This window comes from Paenibacillus radicis (ex Gao et al. 2016) (genome assembly GCF_014641555.1).
GTDB lineage: Bacteria > Bacillota > Bacilli > Paenibacillales > Paenibacillaceae > Pristimantibacillus > Pristimantibacillus radicis.
Genome location: NZ_BMHY01000002.1, coordinates 312,546 through 333,264, shown reverse-complemented (window position 1 = coordinate 333,264; position 20,719 = coordinate 312,546). Strand labels below are relative to the sequence as shown.

Here is a 20,719-nt window from a genome sequence, read left to right as displayed (position 1 = left end):
GAACTTCAATTCGCTGTTTTCAGCGATTTTATACTATTTTGAGCATCCACTCCGCCAGAGCGAACCTAGCTTCGCTATTCATGAACCTAGGTTCACGGATAGTGAAATTAGGTTCGCTGTAGGTTCGATGAGCTCCAGTTGTACTCCGTGCAGCGAACTTGGCTTCGTTATTTAGCGAATCTGGTTCGCTGCAGGTTCAATTTGCACTGTTCGCACTCCTGCAGTGAACCTGGTTTCGCTTTTTGCGAAATCTTTCTCTCAGCCTGTAACAACCTCAACGCAAAAAAAACCGCAGGGGCATATTCCCCCGCGGCTCCTGCGCACCGGCTATACGCCGACGCGGTTCAACGTGCGCAGCCAGCTGTCCATACGCTCAAGCGCGCCGAGCAAGTTGGCTTCCGAAGCGGCGTACGAGCAGCGGATGAAGCCTTCGCCTCCCGGGCCGAATACGTCGCCCGGCACCGCTGCTACGCGGCCCTCTTGCAGCAGCCGCTCAGCGAACGTCTGCGAGCTTAGCCCCGTCGAAGCAATCGACGGGAATACGTAGAAGGCGCCCTCCGGCTCATGGCAGGACAAGCCGATATCCCGCAGTCCCTGCACGAACATTTTACGCCGGTGGTTGTAGGACATAATCATCTCATCCTTATCGCCCAGCCCATGGCGGAGCGATTCGATAGCTGCAATCTGCGCCAGCGTCGGCGCGCTCAGCAGCGTATACTGATGAACGCGGCACATTGCGCCGATCAAGTCGGGATGACCGCAAGCGTAGCCCATGCGCCAGCCGGTCATGGCAAACGCCTTGGAGAAACCGCTGATGACAATCGTTCTGTCCTTCATCCCCGGTAAGGAGGCGAAGCTGACATGCGTCCGCCCGTAGGTCAATTCAGCGTAAATCTCATCGGACAATACGATGAGGTCATGCTCCTCCACCAGCTTAGCAATCGGCAGCCAATCCTCATAGGTCATAACAGCTCCGGTCGGATTGTTCGGGTAACTAACCAACAACAGCTTCGAGCGTGGTGTCAATTGTTTCTTCAGTGCCTCAGCTGTCAGCTTGAAGCCGTCCGAAGCGAATGTCTCTACCTCCACCGCTACGCCGCCATTGAGCTTCGTAATCGGGGAATAAGCGATATAGTTCGGAACGGGAACGAGCAGCTCATCGCCGGGAGAGAGAAGCACCCGCAGCGCGAGATCGATCGCTTCACTTCCGCCCACGGTGACGAGAACTTCACTGGCAGGGTCATAGCGGATACCGAAACCACGATCCAAGTATGCCGAGATTTCTTCCCGCAGCTCCAGTATCCCTGCGTTTTCGGTATACTTCGTATAACCCCGGTCAAGCGCACGCGCAGCCGCATCCCGAACTGCCTTCGGCGTCGTGAAATCAGGCTCGCCCACTCCCAGCGAAATGATGTCGCGGCCCGCTTCCGCCGCATTGAAAAACTTTCGAATGCCGGATGGCGGAATCTCCCTCACAACCGGCGACAAGTACTCGCTTACCGTTCTCATATCACTCTACTCCTTATTTTCACGCTTTCTTTCGATCAAAGAATATTCAATAATGCTGTCCAGCAGCTGGCTAAAAGAAATGCCCGCCGCACTCGCGCTTTTCGGCAGCAAGCTGTTTTTCGTAAGTCCCGGAAGCGTATTGGCCTCCAGCACAAACGGCATGCCTTCCTCGGTAATGATCATATCGATACGGGCGTACACGCTGCATTTCAATGCCCGGTAGCACGCCAGCGCTGCCGCCTCGACACGCGCCTGCACCTCTGCCGGCAGCTCAATAACTTGCTCGTCGGCTCCGCCATCCTCGTATTTCGATGTGTAGTCGAAAAACTCGGCATTCGCCTTAATCGCCACGATCGGCAGCAGCTTCCCGTTCAGTATGGCGCAGGTAATTTCCTGTCCGCCGATAAACTGCTCGATCATAACGGAACGGTCCCATTCCAGCGCTTCCTGCACCGCTTCCCCGATCGCTTCCTTCGTCTTCACCAGCTTCGTCCCGATGCTGGAGCCGCCCGAATTCGGCTTCACAACGACTGGAAGTCCCAATTGAACTTCTACATCGTCAACCGACAGCTCCTCCAAGCTTTCAACCTGAATCCAATTGCCCGTTGGCACGTTTTCGAAACGGAGCAGTTTTTTGGACAAGTCCTTATCCATACTCACACTGCTCGACAGCACGCCGCAGCCTGTATAAGGAATACCAAGCGATTCCAGCGTACCTTGAACGGTACCGTCCTCCCCGTATTTGCCGTGCAGTGCAAGCAGGGCGATGTCGATGCCCGCCGATTTTTCGATCAGATCACGCTTGCTGTCGAGTACGACCGGTACAACCTCGTATTTGTCACGATCCAAATTCGCGATCATTTCCTTACCCGTCAACAGTGATACTTCTCTCTCCGATGATACGCCGCCCATAATAACTCCGACTTTCATTTTCGCACGCTCCCCATGTATGTGAATTCCGGTTGCCTTACCATTTTCCGTTGCCGTTGTGGCTTAGCCCATCAATTCCCTTGCTGTATCGCCAATAATTCGTATCCCCTGCACGATCTGCTCATCTGCTACTCTCGAGAAGCCGAGCCGCATCGTATGCCGCCCTTGCCCTTCCTCCACATAAAAGTTGTCGCCTGGTGTGAACACGACGCCTTTGCGCGTGCAGGCTTCAAGCAATATCCTCGTCGGCAGCGTTTCATCAAATTCGATGAACAAATGAAGACCTCCATCGCCCGACAGCTTCCGAAGCGGGAGGTAAGCTTTGCAGCTTTCGATAGCGAGCTCGTATTTCCGTTTGTACTCCGCCTTTGCCCGCTTCAAGTATTTCTCGAAGTTGCCGTTATGCAGGTACTGATACAGTAAGGACTGATCCAGCGTCGAGGTATGAATCGTTCGTGATCGCTTGATGCTTTCCAGATAACCGATCAGCTCTTTGTCCGCCAGCACCCAGCCTACGCGCAGGCCCGGGAACAATATTTTCGAATAGCTGCCCAAATAAATAACGTTATTGCTTCGTCCTGCCGATGCGATCAACGGCGCGACATGAGAGCCGGAATAACGCAGCTCCTCATTGAAGCCATCCTCAATGATCGGAATTCCGCGGCTGCTCAGCAGCCTAATCGTTTCGATTCGTTTCTCCGGCGACATGACGATTCCCGTTGGATTATGATAAGACGGAACCAGATAGGCAAGATCGAACTCTCCGGAGTCGAGCTCCGTCTCAAGCCTTTTCAGGTCGATACCGTCTGCCTCCATATCTACGCCGGTAATGGAATAGCCGTGCAGCTTCATATTTTTGAGCGCTGTATTATGCGTAGGATTTTCGCAAATCGCTCTGCCGCTGCTTTTGCCGAGTGCAGACAACACGATGTCGAAGCCTTCGGTAAATCCATTTGTAATCAAAATATCTTTACCGGTCAGATCAACGCCCTTATTCTCCATATAGCGAAGTAAAAAATCGATCAGCGGCTTATAGCCTTTGGCATATCCGTAATTAAGAAGTACTTCGCCTTCAATAGACATCCGGTCCATAAACGCCCGCTTCACATTGTGAAGATCGAACAGCTTCTCATCCGGCGCGATGCTCGTAAACGAAATCGAACCCTTTTCCGCTCGGATGCCTCGTTTCATAAGATCCAACCGCTCCGCCTCGCTTGCATAACGACTTATGCGCTGACGCCAATCGATATGCCCGCCATCGTCCTCGAACCCGGACTCCCCTTCTTCATAAGAAAGCTCGCTGACGTTTCCTGCCGCCCCCGGAGCAACGAAGTTGCCCTTGCCTTGCACGGCGTATATATAGCCTTCTTCCTCCAGCTCATTATAAGCGGTGACAACAGTGTTCCGGCTGATTTTCATTAATGCGCTTAATTCTCGGGTAGACGGGAGCTTCTGATCACCTTGCAGAGCGCCTCTCCGGATCAGTCTCTTCATATAATCCTTAACCTGTATATATACCGGCCGGTCGTCTGCAATCTTAATATCAGCGTACACCCCATCACCTCCTTGCTCTATCATGTCATATTTAGGGCGGCAAAAAAAGAACCACGACAGACGTTTTTGAAACGTCTCGTGGTTCTAACTGAATACAAGCCATTGGACCAGTTGCCGTCTATAGGCTCGTCATGCCAAAGTACATGCCAGAAACTATGGAGTTGTTGATCCTAGACTCATCCCATAAAATCGCTCGGCGTTGCGCAAACTACTCCATATATCCGACGATTCACCGCTAATGTACCAGTAAGCCACTCCTGCCAATCCCTCATCTACTGTCCATTTATATTTGGCGGAAAGCGAGCGCCCATCCTCCAGCCATATGCGATGCTGGACGTTTTGCAGAAGGTAACTGCCCGTATATTGGCCGACGGTGCTGTCCCACAGCGGTTTGATCGACCGCTTCGAGACCAAGCTGTTCTGTTCTCCGAGCGACAGCACCGCCGATGAAGCGGCGCTCCCATTCTTATTCAGCGTCCAATCGCGGTTATAGAACGGCAGCGCAAGAATGACTTTTTCCGCAGGAACGGCCTTCAGCAGCACCGTCACTGCATGCTCCACATAAGGCAAAGAGGCAACGGAGCCTGCAATGGAGCCGCCTTCCCAATGCTCGTCATAACCCATCATTACGATATAGTCAGCCTGCATGCCAAGCGCCTTGTAATCGAAAGCTTCCGTCCAATCCGTCCCTAAATCCGGCGATACATTGATAGACAGAACAGCGCCGATTGCATGCAACTTATTGCTTAGTAAGGTTATAAATGCGGTAAAATTAGCTCGATCCTGAGGATCAACATTTTCGAAATCGACATTGAGTCCGGCAAGCTTATTCTTCTGAACAACATTGGCAAGATTCGCAGCAAGCTTACTTCTCGTCGTGGCGCTGGATAGCACTTGATGGGTCGCCTCCAAGTTAGAGCGATTGCCGACCATTGCCCAGATTGCCTTTCCGTTACGGGAAGCCCACGTTACAAGTGATGAGTCGGTATTATCGGTTAGATTGCCCGCTTTATCGGTAAAATACCATCGCGGCGACAGTGTATTAACCGTCTTCGAGCGCAGCACCGACTGCTCGAATTGTTCTGTCGTTTGTGCATACTGCCAGCCGAGCTGGATCTGTGCCTGCGGTTTGGCTGCCAAGTCGGCTGCCCACTCTTTGTTCTGAAGCGCGCGATCCAGAATCGCGGCCGTCTCTTCCCGGCTAAGCGGCGCATCAGGACGAAACTTGCCGTTATCGTCGCCTTTCATTAAGCCAACGTCCTGCGCAATCGCAACAACGTCCTTGGCCCAATCGGCAATGCGATAGGCATCATTAAATGCAGGAGACGTGCCGTGGCTAGCCTCTGTCAGCTTAAACACGCGAACGAGCAGCGCCGCCGCTTCCTGCCTCGTTACCGGCTTGGCCGGTTCAAAGGTCCGAGGTCCTGTACCGTCGGCTAAACCAAGCTGCACCGCTGCTTGAATATAACCGGTATACCAGGCATTCGCAGCGATATCCGAAAACGGCTGAATGGGACTTAGCGCTTGCTCCAGCCCTAATACTCGGTCTGCAATCGTTATAAATTCCGCGCGTGTAACCGGATTTTTAGGCGAAAAAGTATGCTCCGCTGTGCCTTGTAAAATCTTTTTCTCATTAAGACGAATGATAGCCGCCTCCGCAAAGCTCCCGGAAATATCGTTAAACGGCTTTTTATCCTTCTCTGCCGTCAATGCCGTCAGCAGCTTGGCAGCAGACAAGGGCTGTACGCCCTCAGTTGTATAAAAAACAAGAGTGAGCGCGAAGAGTACTATGGTCCATTTCCCCATTTTCCAATACATCGAGATCCCCCTTCTCTTCGATTCTTCTAACAGATAAGTTGATCCGCTAGATTGGAAGAGCTGCAATCTCTATATCGTAACAAAGGCCGGTCAATGCGGCATTGCTTAGTTATTGGTAAATGGATTAGCTCTTGAACTCACGCTCTATTCTATAAACCTAATGATAGGGCGGCCGTGGCCCGTCACTTCCAGCTGCCTCCAATGAACCTCTAGTGACTGTATAGTACATTCGGTGCTCACCGCCTTCGCTCCCTTTCATCCATCGTTCTATGAATGCAACCCGGTACTGCTCCTTCGTACCAAGAGGTGTAACAGCCGTCTCCCTCTCCACCGTGTAGCCCTGAATTTCAAGCTGCATGGTACCAATCTCCTTAGGAAAATTATCAATAGTTGAACCGCTGCCTGATGTTGCGAAATGAACGGCTTCCTCAGCAGAAAAAGGGGGTGTATACGGTTTTGCAGGCGAGTCGATTAGCAGTGCGGCATAGCTAAATACAAATAAGACCAATGGGACGGCGAGCAGAGTCACGCGAGTACGACGATTCAACCTGCGAATACACCAAATGACCAATTGGTCCACTAAGAAAAAATAAAAGGCAGCCCCTGCTCCAATGAAACCGAAAAAAACAGATTGAAAAGGAAGCGAGCATAAGAAGCCAAAACTCAGGTGCAAAGTTGCTGAAACCACCCATTTGAACGCAGCATGAATGGTGAGCTTTGCCATAATAATTTCAATGCATATAGAAACGGCAATACCGTATATGAAAACAGCGGGAAACGCGTAGATCGAGACGATGACAGCCCATCCTGCAAAGTCAGATGCCGCCTCCCACTCCTCAGTCCACAGACCGTTATATTGCCATGCAAAAAACAAAACAATCGTCATTACAGTGACGTATGCGGTTGCCATTTTACGAATGAACATGACTTTCCCCCAAACTAACGCTATTTCTAGTACCGTTGATCTCAGTATAAGAAATCATAAAAAATAGCGTTAGTTCTAAGTTCTATAGAACCCAGGGGCTGAAAGTATCATACGAGCACTAGAGCGAAGCGGGTTCGCAAAATAGCGAAGTCAGTTTCGCTGTAAGAGGGTGTTCTTGGACCCTCCTCTGAAAACAGCGAAGCAAATTTCGCTATTCATGAACGCAGGTTCACGAATAGCGAAAAGCTCTTCGTTAATGGGAAAGTGACCCGCCGCGAGAGGGGCAACTGCGAAGTTAAGTTCGCTAAAAAGCGAACGAGCTTCGCTAACAATACGAGGTTTGACCGCCGACGTGCGACCGAGCACCGCGTTTCACGATGGCACCGCCTGCCGGGAGGCGTACGGTACGGAAAAACTTAAAGATGGGGCTGCCCCAAAGGGTAAACCTTGCTGAGAGAATTCGATAATATAGAAAAAGAACCTTCAAAACCACGATTAAAGTGGAATTGATGGTTCTTTTCATCTCGAAATTTATGAGACTTCTATTATTCCGCAAATACTAGCGTGCCAAAATGCTTGGGCAGATGAAAATGAACCGAACCTATCGGCGACCATGACCAGAAATGACGGTTGCCTTGCTTGTCATCGTCAATCCTGTACATGTTGCTGCGCCACTCGGTACCAACAACAGGCACAGCGTCGAAGTTAATGAACGGGATGTACAGCTCGCAAGCCCAAGCTCCACTTTCCCCTTCAATAACCGAGGTCTGCAAGCCCTCTGCATTCCACCCCACATTTATATCGATATTTCCTTCACCATCATTGCCGATCGACGCATCATACACGATGTTGCGCGGACTGATGACGAATTCCCGGTACTGGCGGCCTTTGCCGGCAGCATCCAGAAAAATTTCAACAACATCCTCTTGGTAAAGCGGAGCATCGCGCTCCGTCATCGTCGCTACACGGTGGTCGTCCTCGCAATCGAAGCGGACCATGAGAGCGTCCTCCGACCAGCACACCTTAACGGAGGTTTGCAGCCTCGCGGCCTCACCGCTCACTACTTGAACGAGAGATACAGCCTCCAGCCCGTCCCATTTCACCGATTCAATCGGCCCTTCTACTTTCCTGCATACATAACGCATCGCCCAAGCTCCCTTCTAACGAACGATATCTACAGCACAGCCCTTCCTATTATATCGCAACAGTTGGAAAATAGCGCCTAATCCAGCAGCAAAGCAGCCGAACAAATGGAAATGAAAAACCTCCCCTAAACCGGAGAGGTTTCACTCTTTCTTTTAGATCTGCGATTGCCGCAGCTTTATTTCACAGCTACCCATTCCCCGCGATTATCGGCCGATTCACGCTCGGCTTCAATAATTTGAATGCTGCCTTTTGCGCTTACGGAAGTCGCTTCCGCAATTTGACCGCCGCTGGCAACAGTCTCGACAAAATATTTTAGTTGAAAATAGTAGCCTTGATCAGGCGACAGCTGCGGCTCGAAGCCTGCGCTGTCATTTGGATTAACTTTTACCCGATCACCATTAAACTGGATATTGCCGCCTTCAAAATTAACTCTAAAGCCCATTTCGAAGCCAAAATCACCATTCAGCGTCCAGTCTACGCAGGCATTAACGACGTTGCCGTCCTCATAGCGATAGTTGGTCGATACGATATCATAGCCGCTTCCTACAATTACGTTCTTGCCGCTGCAGGATACCGCTTCCGGCTTGCCGAACAGCCAGTGGATCGCATCCGTATCATGTACATGCATATCGAGCAGAGCACCGCCGCCCTTTTCTTTTTGCAGCACCCAAGGTCCCCAACTCGGCGTGCCGCCGCCGCGGTAAAAGACGCCGCTCGTTGCCTTGCCAAACTTGCCGCTCGTTACAATGTCCTTCAAATAAACGTATGCCGGCCAGAAGCGTAAGCAGTGGCCAATCATCAACTGCTTGCCGTTCGCCTCAGCAGCCGCAATCATCGCATCGCAATCTTCAGCGTTCATGGCCATCGGCTTCTCGCAAAGTACATGCAAGCCCGCGTTCAAGCATTGAACCGCTACTTCCCGGTGCAAGAAAGTCGGCAGCGTAATGTCGACAGCGTCAAGCTGCTCCTTATCCAGCATGTCTTGAACAGAGGCATATTTGCTGAACCGGTTAAAATCGATTTCATTCTCTGAGGAAGTATCGATATTGCCTCCCGCACTGCCGCCAGCCAGCTTGTTGGCGTCCATATCGCATAACGCTACCACTTCAATTTCCGCGCCTTCCCGTTCCAAACGAAGGTAATTTTCCAGGTGCGATCTGCCCATAAAACCTAGTCCAATCAATCCGATTCGCAGCATTAGCGTTCCGTCCTTCCCAAGATAGCGTCCATTGCCGCCGATGTATTGTAAATGATTTGCTTCGTATGATGCGTATAAGGCGGGATCATCTCCGCAATAACATAATCGTCATAGCCAATCTCGCCGAGCGCCTTCACCACTTCCGGATAGTTGACGTCACCGGCAAGCAGATCAACGAAACCGTGCAGCCCTCCGGCTTGTCTGCGGTAGTCTTTGAAATGCACTTTTTTAATCCGCTTGTTCAATATCGAAATCCAATGCTCCGGGTAACCCGCATACACGACGTTGCCGACGTCAAAGTACGAGCCGACATAATCAGAGCCTACTGCGTCGATGAAGCCCCGCATTTCCAGCGGCGACAGCAAAAACTTGTTCCATACATTTTCAATCCCGATCGCAACTTTGACCGCTTCCGCAAGGGGAGCAAGCGACTGGAAGCCCTCTAGGGCATTATCATAGGCTTGGTCATAAGGCACAACCTCAGACCCCGGTATAAAATCGACGCCAACCGCGCCGGGCACAATAAGAATCGTATCTACGCCAAGAATCGCTGCCGATTCAAGCTGCTTTTTCGCTACGTCCTTCGCTTTTTGCCGGGTTTCAGCATTGGCGCTCGTCAATGGATAATCCCAGTAAAGGCCGCTCGCAAGGCTTGTCAGTGCAATGCCAGCATCATCCGCTATACTGCGGATTTCACGAAGCTGCTCCTCTGTGCTCTCCAGACTAAGCTCGCCAGTCGCGTTAAGCGACAGCTCGATACCGTCAAAGCCTGCATCCGCAGCCAGCAGGATGCTCTCCCGTACGCTAAGGTCCGCAGGAAACGACCACGCATTAATTCCTTTTTTTAACGCCATTTGCATGCCCTCCTCGTTCAACTGTAAGCCCATTATAGAGGGACAGCTGGCCCTGCGACTTTAGCCAATCAGCCGGACGTTTTGCACAATGCGGGATGGAAGTATGATAAAATTGCAAGCGTAATCTTATAACCGGCAGGTACCGGGAAAGGATGTCTCTTGATGGATTTCAACCGGCTAACGCTTCAGGAAGTAATCACGGTTAATAAACTGATTTCATTTCATTATTTTGAATATACAAGAGGGTATGTGTTCGAAGGGGAGCAGCATGATTTCTGGGAAATGCTTTACGTGGATAAGGGTGCGGTTGAGGTGCGTGCGGACGATCGGACCTACGAGCTTACTCAAGGGATGATTATATTCCATAAGCCCGGCGAATTTCATACCGTTCGGGTCGGCGACGGGCATAAACCGCCGAATCTGATCGTGCTGGCCTTTGAATGCCGTTCGGCTTACATGGACCGTTTTGCCAACTTATTGCTGCCGCTTGGAACACCGGAGCGCAATTTGCTGTCGCTGCTATTGCAGGAGGGCTTCCATTCCTTTCTTCCTCCCTACGATAATCCTTCCGTTCATGAGCTGATCCGGAATCCGGATGCCCCCTTCGCCAGCGAACAAGCGATGAAGGGTTACTTGGAGGCGCTTCTCATCCGGCTGGTACGCGGCATGGATGCGGAGAGGTCCGCTGAACAGAGCCGCGCTGCCGGAGTACGCAGACCTTCATCGATTCAGACGGAGAAGGCCGAGCAGCGCATCGTGGGGGGCATCATCGATTTTATGAAATCGAAGCTTTCCGAGCCATTAACTCTGGAACAGCTGTGCAAGGAAACGCATCTTGGCAAAAGCCGTCTGAAGGAAATTTTCCACTCCCAGACAGGAACGGGAGCGATCGAATATTTCAAGCTGCTGAAGATCGAGGAAGCAAAAACGCTTATTCGCGAGCATGCGCTTAACTATACGGAAATTGCGGCTGCGCTTGGCTATGGCAGCATCCACTATTTCTCCCGCGATTTCAAGAAATCGACGGGCATGTCTCCATCGGAATATGCCCGCACCGCCAAAGCCCGTGTAGGCGGCAAAGACAATCACCTGCCAACGTAATCGCCATCCCCGTCTGTCTCTCCAAACCAGCTAACCCCAACTCAGGTCGGGGGTGACGGGGAAACTTCTATGCTACACTAGTATGATAGAGTCAAATTTAGGAGATTACTAGAATATGACACCTCAAAATCAATGGTCGCCAAATGAGCACGCTATCGGACATGGTCAGCCTTTAGCAAGACGAAAACCGAAACGAAATCCGTTCATGACCGCCCTCATTCTAGCTATGATTGCTGCACTGCTATGGAGCAGCATCAGCGGTTTGAATGTGCTTGAGCGGCTGCTTTCCACTCCAGACACCGTATCGAAATGGGAAACAGCTCCCGCCGGCGAAATTCCAAAGCTGCATCCCATTGTAGCTGCCAAGAAGGATGAGCTTGTCGCACAAACGGCAAAGATCGGCATTACGATTCTTATTACGGACGGAATGCGAACGAGTGAGGAGCAGGATCGCCTTTACGAGCAAGGCCGCAGCAAGAGCGGACCGATCGTGACAAACGTTCGGGGAGGGGAGTCGTATCATAATTACGGTCTCGCTATCGATTTTGCACTGCGGACAGTCGAGGACAACAGCGTCGTCTGGGATATGGAATATGACGGCAACGGAAATGGCAAAGCGGACTGGATGGAAGTTGTAGCGATTGCTAAAAAGTTAGGCTTCATTTGGGGCGGAGACTGGAAAAACTTCCGGGATTACCCGCATCTCCAGATGGACTTTGGGTATTCCATCGCTGAACTGAAACGCGGAAAGCGGCCTCCGGCCGAGCAGAAATGATCTGCTCATTTGCCGGATGCCGCTTTTCTTTTTCCTCTATATATTACTTTACTTTAACCCTGTCGTCGCAATACCGCGGATGATCTGCTTCTGAAATACGACAAACACAAGCAACAGTGGCAGCACCGAGACTGTGGCTCCCGCCATAATCTGAATCCAATTGCTGCTGTCCTTCGCTTCGCTAGAGAAGAAGGCCATACCGACTGGAATCGTGAACCGTCCCTCCGTCTGCGTAATGATTAACGGCCAGATGAAGGAATTCCAGCTTCCGAGAAAAGTTAAAATGCACAGCGTCGCAATAGCTGAGCGGACAAGCGGGAAGGCGATTTTAAACAAAATGCCCCACTCGCTCATCCCGTCTATTCGCGCAGCATCCAGCAGATCGGACGGTACCGATTCCATGAACTGCCTCATTAGAAAAATACCAAAGGCCGTAATCAGGCCGGGAAATAAAATGCCCCAATACGTATCCACCCAGCCCAGCTTGGAGGAATAAAGAAACCACGGTATGATCAGCATTTCCGTCGGCACCATCAGCGTGCTCAGAATAAAGAGGTAAATCGTTTTTTTACCGTGAAAATGGAATTTCGCCAATATGTAGCCGATCATCGTATCGAACAAACAGACGCTCGCCGTGGCGATTACCGCCACAATGAAGCTGTTAATGATCCAGGTTCCGAAAGGCGAGCCAGTGAATAACGCCTTGTAATTATCCCAAGCCGGCAATTGCGGAATCAGACTGAGGGAATACATTTCCTGCGGCGTTTTCAACGAGGTCGCGATCATCCATATGAACGGAAATACCATGACGGCCAGCCCTGCGGTCAGAAGCAGATAACTGATTGCCGACACCGCGGCCGAACGGCGTTTGACCGACCCCTTCGTTCCGGCTGCGCCAAGGCTGTTGCCTGTGACGTCTCCGGCAGAAACCGTCTTGCTCATCGCTGTATCCGCCCCTTTCCTTAATACTCTACCTTGCGGTCCAATACTTTAAGCTGCAGGACGGTAAACGCTAAAATAATGACGAACAGGATGACGGTCGCCGCCGAAGCGCGCCCCATCTCAAAGCTTTTGAAGGCCGTATTGTAAATATAGAGCACAATCGAGTTCGTCGAGTTGAGCGGCCCGCCGCCCGTCATATTAAGCACCTGCGTGAAGGATTGCAGAAATCCGATGCTGGCAATAACGACGGAAAACAATATCACCGGATTAAGCAGCGGAATTGTCACATGGCGGAACCGGCTCCAGCTCCCTGCTCCGTCAATCGACGCCGCGTCGTAATAGAGACGCGGAATATTTTCCAATCCGGCTAGAAACACCAGCATTTGAAAACCGATGCTTTGCCAGATCATCGCTGCAATAATCCAAAAAATCGATTGCGACGGTGAATAGAGAAATGGCTGCGGGTCAAGGCCAAGCTCCAGCAAAATCCCATTGGCGACACCGTTTTTCATTAGGATCCAGCGAAACACCCAACTGACGGCAACGACGCTCGTAATATACGGAATGAAATAAACGGTGCGAAAAAAGGTGCGCAGCACCGTAATTCGCTGCAGCAGCAGGGCAACGGCAAGCCCCGCTACGATCTGCCCCGGCACGCCGACAATGACGTAGACCGCCGTGTTGCGAAGCGACCCAAGAAAGACTTCATCCTGGAACAACGATGCGAAGTTCGCGAACCCGACGAACGGCTTGTCGGGCGATAGAATCGCCCACTCCCGGAAACTGACATTGAACGAATACAGAATGGGAAGCAGCCGTACGGCGGCAAAGAACAGCAAGGGGAGCAGCAGACAGCCGTAGATAAATAAATACCGTTTGCCCCGCAGCCCTAATCGGACACCGCCAATTAAGGGCAGGCGCCGTTGGCGTTGACGGGACCCTTTCGGAGTTGGTTCCGTGCGGCCTCCGCTTTCCACAGGCGTCGAATCGATGACCCGCTCCATACGTCACCACCTTCCTTGCGCCGCTCCGGCGTTATTTTTTCGCCCAATAGTCGTCATAGAGCTTCTGCGTCTTCGTAATCAAATCCTCGAAAGCTTTCTCGATCGGCACATCCTTCAGCAGCACTTGATCCACAGCCTCGACAAACAGCGTACGCTCCTGCGTTTCATCGATGAAGAAATGCGCGCGGCCGTCCGGCAGCTGTGCGATAAACGGACCCAGCTTCTCGTCATTAATATATTTGTCCTGCAGCGCAACCTCTTTCTGTGCCGGCAGCTCGCCGATCTTCTCTACCCATTGCTCCTGAACGCCCTTGCTCGTTAAAAACTTCAGAAACTCGACAGCAGCAGCCAGCTTATCGCCCTTCACATTAGAAGGAATCGCATTCGCCCAGAATGAGGCTTGCGTCGACTTGTTCTTATAGGAAGGGAGCGGCGCGATGCCATAGTTCAAATCCGGAACGTCCTTCTTAATGGAGCTAAGCCGGTAAGAGCCGTCTACGTTAATAGCCGCATGGCCTGTTTTGAAAGCATTCGCGTCATCGGTGTAGAAACCGTTGATACCGACTTTATGTTCCTTGGCAAAATCAATTAAGTATTTAAAAGCTTCGAGTCCAGCCGGCGTTTCATTCCATAGCAGCTTTTTCCGGTCTTCGCTCGTATCCTGTGCTCCAGCCTGATAGAGCAGCCCGTCGCGGAACCAGTGATGCAGCTGCGACCCCGGCTCCCAGCCAAAGCCTTCTACAACAAATTGTCCTTTGTCATCCAGCTCCGTCAGCTTCTTCGTATAAGTAACAAGCTCCTCCCAAGTGGCAGGCGGCTTATTCGGATCAAGACCCGCTTTGACGAACAAATCCTTGTTGTAAAATAGCCCCAGCGTCCGCACGCCGGTCGGCAGCGCATAATAGCCTCCGTTCAGCTTAGCCGTCTCTACGAACGGGAAGAAGTTCGCTTCAATTTCCGCAGCGGGGAAATCCGCTTCCGGCAGCGGCTGCAAATAGCCCGAGGCTACATACTTAGGAAGCCAGCCATAGTACAAATTGATGACGTCCGGCCCTTTGCCTGCCGGAACGAGCGTCGCTACCTTCTGATTATATTGATCGTAAGGGAAATTGGTCTGTTTGACCGTGATGTTGGGATGCTCCTGCTGGAATTGTGTAATCAGCTCGTTAATGAGCTCGACCTTGGCAGGAAATTCATATTGCCAGTATTCGATCGTCACTTTTGCGTTCGGGTCAAGCTTTGGCGGTTCGGCCGTTTGTGTGTTTGACGCTTTTTCTTTATTGCCAGAATCCGCCTTCTCATTTGGTTTGTTATTGCCATTGCCGCATGCAGTCAAAGCCAGTGTAAACGCCAGCGCCGCCGCAGCAATTGCCAGTATCGGTCTCTTTTTCATCTCCAAATTCCTCCCTTTATTTCGTTTGTTTTGCTTCCGGCCCCGCTTCCTGTGGAATCGGAAGTCCCAGCAGCCGTCTTGCGTTATTGCCGAAAATAAGTTCAATATCACTCTCGCTAAACCGAAGCTCTCTCGTCACGCGGACCTGATCTTGCAAGTATCGGTACGGAAACCCGCGCGGGAAGCCGCTTGCATCGGTTCCGAATACGATCCGCTCGGGCCCGATCAGCTCATACGTCTTGCGGAACAGCGACTCCAGCGTCAATTCATATGGCATCCAGCGCACCCATTGATTCGAGCCCGAAGTATCGATCAAGACGTTCGGACAGCTCCAGCACAAATGCAGCAGCTCCTGGAAGTAACCCGCTCCAAAATGTGGAATAATGAACGGAATATCGGAATATTCCCGGGCCGTATTAAAGATCGCCAGCGGGTTAATATTCGGGTGGTGAACGATGCCGCCTGCATGGCCGAGCATGCCGAAATGGATGAGAACAGGCAGTTTCTTTTCCGCTAAAAAGGTCCATACCGGCTTCAACGAAGGGTCGTCGAACGGAATTTTCGTCAAAGGCCCGAACAGCTTATAGCCTTTCAAACCCAATTCATTGACCGCACGCTTTAGCTCATCCGCCGCATCCGGAGCCTCGATAGGGTGGAAGGCAAAGCCTGTGAACCGATCTGGAAAATGCGCCAGCTGATCCGCCATATTGTCGTTGTCCAGCGCAGTCAGAAAATTCATGCCGCCAATATTGTATTTGTCCAGCTCCTGCACCCAGCGATCAATAAGCGGCGTTGTATCATCCGCTGAGCCGGCAGCGCCGCCTTCAGGAAAATCCCAGGTCAGCCGGAACCGCTCCCCCCGTTCTTTGCCGTAGCGGTCTATCAGCTCATGCTTGCTCCAGCTTCCGCCGATTTGAATGCGATACGGTAAATGTCCATGGATGTCATACACCTGAAAGTTATTTCGGAACATTTGCAGTCACCTCTCCTATTCGGGTTTGCTTGATTCGGCCAGCCATTCGTTCAAAATCAAATCCAGATGGTTGAGCGCTTTTTGCCGCTTATGCCTGCTGCCCTCCAGCCAAACCTTAAGCTCAGCTTGCCGCGAGCTTTGACCGCCGAGCGCGCGGCGCAGCTCGCTTGGCGCAGGGCCTCCGCGAAGGGTGCGGACCCTTACGAAATGTTCGGGGTCGAGCGCTTTACGCAGCGCCTCGGCAGAGAGCTTGAGCGGCTGGTTCTGTCCTGCTGCGGCAGCAGCTTCGTTCAGGCTGGCTAGATTTAAGTCAGCTACGCTGGCTCCTCGTTCTGCAGCCAAAGTGACCAGCTTACTGACGATAGAGTGGGCCGTCCGGAAGCTGAGCCCCTCCTCTCTGACCAGCGTATCTGCCAGCTCCGTTACAGTGGCAAAGCTGCTCGCCGCACGTTGGCGGAGCACCTCTTCGTTAATTTCCAGCGTTGCGATGACCTTACCAAGCAGCCTGTAAACCGCTTCTAACGTTCCAAGACTGCGCCATGCATAAGGCTGCAAGTCATCCTCCGTATCGACGATATCGCCAAAAGGCGTGTTATGAATCATCGTAAGCACCGTCTGCGCATCGCCAGCGGCGCTGGACAGAAGCGAGCGAACATGCTCGATAGAAACGGGATTTCGCTTTTGCGGCATGATGGAGCTGATCTGTACGTAAGGCGCCGCTACGCGGGCAATGGCGAATTCTTGCATACACCATAGCAGCAGCTCTTGGGCGAACCGCCCTAAGTTAATAGCCGCCAGTTGGACAGCTGTTGCCGCTTCCCCAACATAGTCGGCACCGCTGACCGCATCGTAGCTGTTCTCGATCAATCCGTCGAAGGCAAGCAGCTCGGCGACTCTCTCCCGGCTTATCGGGAATCCCGACGTCGTTAGCGCTGCAGCTCCCAAGCTGCTAAGATTGCATCCCTCATAAGCCGCTTTCAGTCTGCGGATATCGCGGGATAACGAATCCGTTACAGCCGCAATGTAATGACCAACCGTCGTCGGCTGCGCCTGCTGCGTATGCGTATGTGCAATCATAATCGTCTCCGCATGCCGGACCGCAAAGCTGTGAAGCGCTTCATGTAGCGCGTGCGCCTCTGCAAGTGCGGCCGCCAGCTTTTCTCGGAGTACGATGCGATATATAGCGATGCCCATATCGTTGCGGCTCCGCGCCAAATGCAAATTACCGGACGCTTCCTCTGACAATTCCAGCAGCAGATGCTCCACTTCGAAAAAAAGATCTTCGAATTTCCCGCTATACGTGCCAGTACGCAGCTTGCCGGAATCCAGCTGAAGCAGCGCTTTTGCCGTAAGCTCGGCATCTTTTTGCCGCAGCAATCCCTGCTCCCTCAGCATAATGAGATGAGCTTTATGAATAGCCAGCATCGGCTCCAGCAAATGCTGCTTCGCATTATCGTAAGCGGGCTGAAGCACCGCATTCGCGTATGCTGCGCCCGGGAACGTCGTCTCCTCTTTCTCCGGTTCATGTTGTTGCTGCGATTGTTCGGATGTAATCGCCATGTTCGCTCTGCCTCCTTTAATGGCGCAGCGCTGGCTTCAAGCATATCTTGTTCGCCATCCAGCTGCGCTTAAAGCGTATGCGGCTTCCGCGCTTTTGGACGCGGCTCAACCGATGCGCTTTACAATAGCAAACAGCCAGAGTTGTCGCATGATGCGACCTCTCCGGCTGTCCGGTAAAGATCATGTTTGTAATGGTATTCGAGGACGCCCAAAGTACAGAAAAAGGCCCCGTGCTGCTCTGCAGCGACGAAGCCTCCGGTTATCCGGTCGTGCTCTAAATAAATTATTCCCAGCGGAATTGTATGGTTAATAATAGCACTCTTTCTAAGGGTGATCAACCCTTTTTTTGGAATTCGTTTTTGGTGCGAGTTACCGGGCTTTGGACGCTAATGTGGACTTGCTATCACTATCGTTTCGAGCATGCTTTGCTCGCAACGAACCTGCTTCGCTATTTAGCGAAGCCAAGTTACTTGTACGAACCCATCAGCCGAGCTCCCCTGCTACAACGAACTGAATTTCGCTACTCGTGAACCTAGGTTCTCCAATTGCGAAGTTTGATTCGCTGCAGCACAGTCCATCTGTTTACAGCATCGAATTAGCGAACTTTGATTCGCTCTTTTGCGAACCTGCTTCGCTATTTTCGTATTCGTACCCGTAGGACTCCAATATTCATCCCTACCACTAACTTCAAGTAACTTTTACGGTCCCATCAGCCGAGCCATCTCTACTACAACGAACCTGATTCGCTATTTAACGAACCCAAGTTACTTGTTCAGACCCACCAGCCGCGCCATCTCTGCTGCAACGAACCTAACTTCGCTAATCGTGAACCTGGGTTCTCCTATTGCGAAATTTGTTTCGCTATGGTGCAGTTCAGCTTACTGTACATTCGAATTAGCGAAAATCCGTTCGCTCTTTTGCGAATCCGCTTCGCTATATAGCGAAAACCAAGTTACTTATCCCCCCGCACTATTCAACGCTCCAGTGCACCGATACCGCACCTTTCAATTTATCGCCCGTTACCACAATCCGGTATGGGGCGGCCTGTTCTGCTCTGATCGTACCTCCATGTTCATTAGTGTCATATTGCGGTACCAGCTTGTCGTGCTTATCCAATACATGATGTCCGTACCCGCCGCTATTTTCCGGCGACCAATCAACTGAAAAGCGCAGCGATTGATCTTGCTCCAACTCGACCTTAATCGCCTTTTTCCCGCGAAAATAATCGAAGCTCGCCTCATAGCTCCCATCCATCTGCGTCTCTTTCCAATCTCTCGTCACAGTCATATCGGCTTTCGACAATATGATAAATAAAAGCAGCAGTGTCACTGCTACGATAGCCGTATAGGGAAATTTCGACCGCATAAAAAAGAAAATAGCATCATAAATCACTGCACAAATCGCGCCCAAAAACCCAAAAAATAGGATGAAAGGCCAAGATTCATTTTCCCCAGCCGTGAATCCTCCGCCCAGTACCATAAAAGGCAGCACTCCTCCAATGATATGCAGCATGACTTTCAGCAGCACAAACCAGCCTTCAGAACCGCGAGTTATAAGCAAGACGGCATCTCCTGTGATTGAAAAACAGAAGGCATACCCGTAAAACAATATCCAAAAAAACAAAAAACTCGCCGCCTCCGCCCATCTATACAGATCAAGGCCGGAGGTAACGAGTACAAACAACAAAAACAGTCCGCCGGATGCCGCTAGTTTGGCAGATAAATAAGTGAAGCTTTTTTTCCAAAACGACTGAGCCATGAGCGATCATCCCCGATTAAAGTAATGGATTACGGCTCAATCGTAACAATCTATTCCATAATCTGGAAGTTCTAACTTTTATAGAACCTGTATGTTACCCCGCACCAGATATACAAAATATGTGAAATCAGAAGCGGTCATCATTTTCCGAATACAAAATAGGGCCAATGGATGTAAGAATACCGTCACCCAGTCCAGGATGACGGTATCTTTCAATAAACTGCTCTATTTAACCGGGCCTGTTATCGTATACTTATTAGCGGAACCAATCGGAGCAGCGTTAAAAAAAACGCTATTGCCTACCGCCCCTGGAATCTTAACTCCATAGGTGATACCTCCGCCTCCATCTTTGATGCCTACCACTTCAACTACACTAGGGATAGGTATATCTAATGAAAACGGTTCATGCAAAATTCCCACGTTCTCTGCAATTACTTTGCCATCAGCTTTTACGGTCACCACATCGCCATCCTCAGCGGCGTAGTCCCATATTAACAACCGGCCTGTTTTCACGTTTGACTTCATCTCAACGTTGAAGTCTTTCGCTTGAAGTCCCAAATCATCTGCTGCTACTAAAACTGTTCCCGCTTTCATACCTTTTCCGATTCCATTTTCTTTAACATTGGTTACATCAGCCGTGCTAACTGAAGAATTATTCAAAAAAATTGCTGCACAAAAAATAACTAGAGCCGTCAATCCTATTGCAGTGCGATGTATATTTTTTGATTTTGCACGTTTTACTTTCAGTTTATTAGCCAAATCTTCACCAGAGTTCCTTGTACGCCCCAAACTCGATAGATTCTGTCGATTTTTATCCCTATAATTGTTATTCATGCGGTCCTCCTTCAGCGATAATCTGTTTGGACAATCGGAAATTTTCTATAAAAAAGCGACATCAGCAGTCTTATAGCAACAATAGCTAAACATGCAAAGACGATAGCCCATCCTTTGGAGTAAAGCCCATCATTTGCCCATTTATTAAGGATCACGATTCCAATAACAAGAGCTCCGTTCGTATAAATTAACATTTGAAGAAGAGGAAGAAGTATAGTTATTTTACGATACGGCTTGCCCAAAAACTTGCTTCTTACTGCTAAATAAATAAAAAAGGAGAACATAGCTAAGACAGCATCCATTCCATTAGAGACGGGAACCTCATTAATTAATATGGTTTTGATATCTTTGTAAAGAATAAAAGGCAAAAGGATTGTCATAATAACAACCGGGATCATAACAATATGATAAAAAACAATTGCCAATAGCCATTTCATCGAAACAC

Annotated in this window: 18 protein-coding genes; 2 read left to right on the top strand and 16 right to left on the bottom strand. The window is 50.7% G+C overall.

The window, feature by feature from the left end; all coding sequences use genetic code 11:
• Window positions 1-327 precede the first annotated feature (327 nt).
• The 8 genes from IEX98_RS07050 to IEX98_RS07015 all read right to left on the bottom strand — a co-directional run bounded on the left by IEX98_RS07050 (window position 328) and on the right by IEX98_RS07015 (window position 9,934).
• On the bottom strand, window positions 328-1,509 hold the full coding sequence (locus IEX98_RS07050) for an aminotransferase class I/II-fold pyridoxal phosphate-dependent enzyme (RefSeq protein ID WP_188888227.1): 1,182 nt from the start codon (window positions 1,507-1,509) through the stop codon (window positions 328-330).
• 6 nt (window positions 1,510-1,515) lie between these two features.
• Complete coding sequence (locus tag IEX98_RS07045; protein WP_188888226.1) at window positions 1,516-2,439, bottom strand: D-alanine--D-alanine ligase; 924 nt, start codon at window positions 2,437-2,439, stop codon at window positions 1,516-1,518.
• Between the two features lie 63 nt (window positions 2,440-2,502).
• Window positions 2,503-3,993: a MocR-like pyridoxine biosynthesis transcription factor PdxR gene (gene pdxR, locus IEX98_RS07040; RefSeq protein WP_188888225.1), complete on the bottom strand. Its 1,491-nt coding sequence runs from the start codon at window positions 3,991-3,993 to the stop codon at window positions 2,503-2,505.
• A gap of 153 nt (window positions 3,994-4,146) precedes the next feature.
• Entirely contained in the window at window positions 4,147-5,811 is a 1,665-nt protein-coding gene (locus IEX98_RS07035; RefSeq protein ID WP_229692025.1) for an S-layer homology domain-containing protein, read from the bottom strand.
• A 157-nt stretch (window positions 5,812-5,968) separates the two neighbouring features.
• Complete coding sequence (locus tag IEX98_RS07030) at window positions 5,969-6,736, bottom strand: hypothetical protein (protein ID WP_188888224.1); 768 nt, start codon at window positions 6,734-6,736, stop codon at window positions 5,969-5,971.
• A gap of 545 nt (window positions 6,737-7,281) precedes the next feature.
• Window positions 7,282-7,881: a carbohydrate-binding family 9-like protein gene (locus tag IEX98_RS07025; RefSeq protein ID WP_188888223.1), complete on the bottom strand. Its 600-nt coding sequence runs from the start codon at window positions 7,879-7,881 to the stop codon at window positions 7,282-7,284.
• A 176-nt stretch (window positions 7,882-8,057) separates the two neighbouring features.
• Complete coding sequence (locus IEX98_RS07020; RefSeq protein WP_188888222.1) at window positions 8,058-9,080, bottom strand: Gfo/Idh/MocA family protein; 1,023 nt, start codon at window positions 9,078-9,080, stop codon at window positions 8,058-8,060.
• Entirely contained in the window at window positions 9,080-9,934 is an 855-nt protein-coding gene (locus IEX98_RS07015; RefSeq protein ID WP_188888221.1) for a sugar phosphate isomerase/epimerase family protein, read from the bottom strand. The genes IEX98_RS07020 and IEX98_RS07015 overlap by 1 nt, the downstream gene beginning before the upstream one ends.
• A 162-nt stretch (window positions 9,935-10,096) precedes the next feature.
• Between IEX98_RS07015 and IEX98_RS07010 the strand changes: the two genes are divergently transcribed.
• Both IEX98_RS07010 and IEX98_RS07005 read left to right on the top strand, forming a co-directional pair.
• Complete coding sequence (locus tag IEX98_RS07010; protein ID WP_188888220.1) at window positions 10,097-11,035, top strand: helix-turn-helix domain-containing protein; 939 nt, start codon at window positions 10,097-10,099, stop codon at window positions 11,033-11,035.
• A gap of 115 nt (window positions 11,036-11,150) precedes the next feature.
• Window positions 11,151-11,810: a M15 family metallopeptidase gene (locus IEX98_RS07005; protein ID WP_229692024.1), complete on the top strand. Its 660-nt coding sequence runs from the start codon at window positions 11,151-11,153 to the stop codon at window positions 11,808-11,810.
• Window positions 11,811-11,858: 48 nt separating this feature from the next.
• On the opposite strand, the gene IEX98_RS07000 is transcribed toward IEX98_RS07005, so the two are convergent.
• From IEX98_RS07000 to IEX98_RS06965, 8 genes are all read right to left on the bottom strand, one after another.
• Window positions 11,859-12,752, bottom strand: a complete 894-nt coding sequence (locus IEX98_RS07000) for a carbohydrate ABC transporter permease (RefSeq protein WP_188888219.1) — start codon at window positions 12,750-12,752, stop codon at window positions 11,859-11,861.
• 20 nt (window positions 12,753-12,772) lie between these two features.
• A complete protein-coding gene (locus IEX98_RS06995) occupies window positions 12,773-13,756 on the bottom strand; it encodes a carbohydrate ABC transporter permease (RefSeq protein ID WP_188888218.1) in 984 nt (327 codons plus the stop codon).
• Between the two features lie 31 nt (window positions 13,757-13,787).
• Window positions 13,788-15,149, bottom strand: coding sequence for an extracellular solute-binding protein (locus tag IEX98_RS06990; RefSeq protein WP_188888217.1), 1,362 nt, complete (start codon window positions 15,147-15,149; stop codon window positions 13,788-13,790).
• 16 nt (window positions 15,150-15,165) lie between these two features.
• Complete coding sequence (locus tag IEX98_RS06985) at window positions 15,166-16,122, bottom strand: amidohydrolase family protein (protein WP_188888216.1); 957 nt, start codon at window positions 16,120-16,122, stop codon at window positions 15,166-15,168.
• 15 nt (window positions 16,123-16,137) lie between these two features.
• Window positions 16,138-17,682, bottom strand: coding sequence for an argininosuccinate lyase (argH, locus tag IEX98_RS06980; RefSeq protein ID WP_188888215.1), 1,545 nt, complete (start codon window positions 17,680-17,682; stop codon window positions 16,138-16,140).
• A 969-nt stretch (window positions 17,683-18,651) separates the two neighbouring features.
• Window positions 18,652-19,440: a hypothetical protein gene (locus tag IEX98_RS06975; RefSeq protein WP_188888214.1), complete on the bottom strand. Its 789-nt coding sequence runs from the start codon at window positions 19,438-19,440 to the stop codon at window positions 18,652-18,654.
• 225 nt (window positions 19,441-19,665) lie between these two features.
• Window positions 19,666-20,274 (bottom strand): hypothetical protein, encoded by a 609-nt coding sequence (locus IEX98_RS06970; RefSeq protein WP_188888213.1) that lies wholly within the window; start codon window positions 20,272-20,274, stop codon window positions 19,666-19,668.
• An 11-nt stretch (window positions 20,275-20,285) separates the two neighbouring features.
• Window positions 20,286-20,711 carry a hypothetical protein gene (locus tag IEX98_RS06965; protein WP_188888212.1) on the bottom strand — a complete coding sequence of 142 codons (426 nt, stop codon included), beginning with the start codon at window positions 20,709-20,711 and terminating at the stop codon, window positions 20,286-20,288.
• Window positions 20,712-20,719 lie beyond the last annotated feature (8 nt).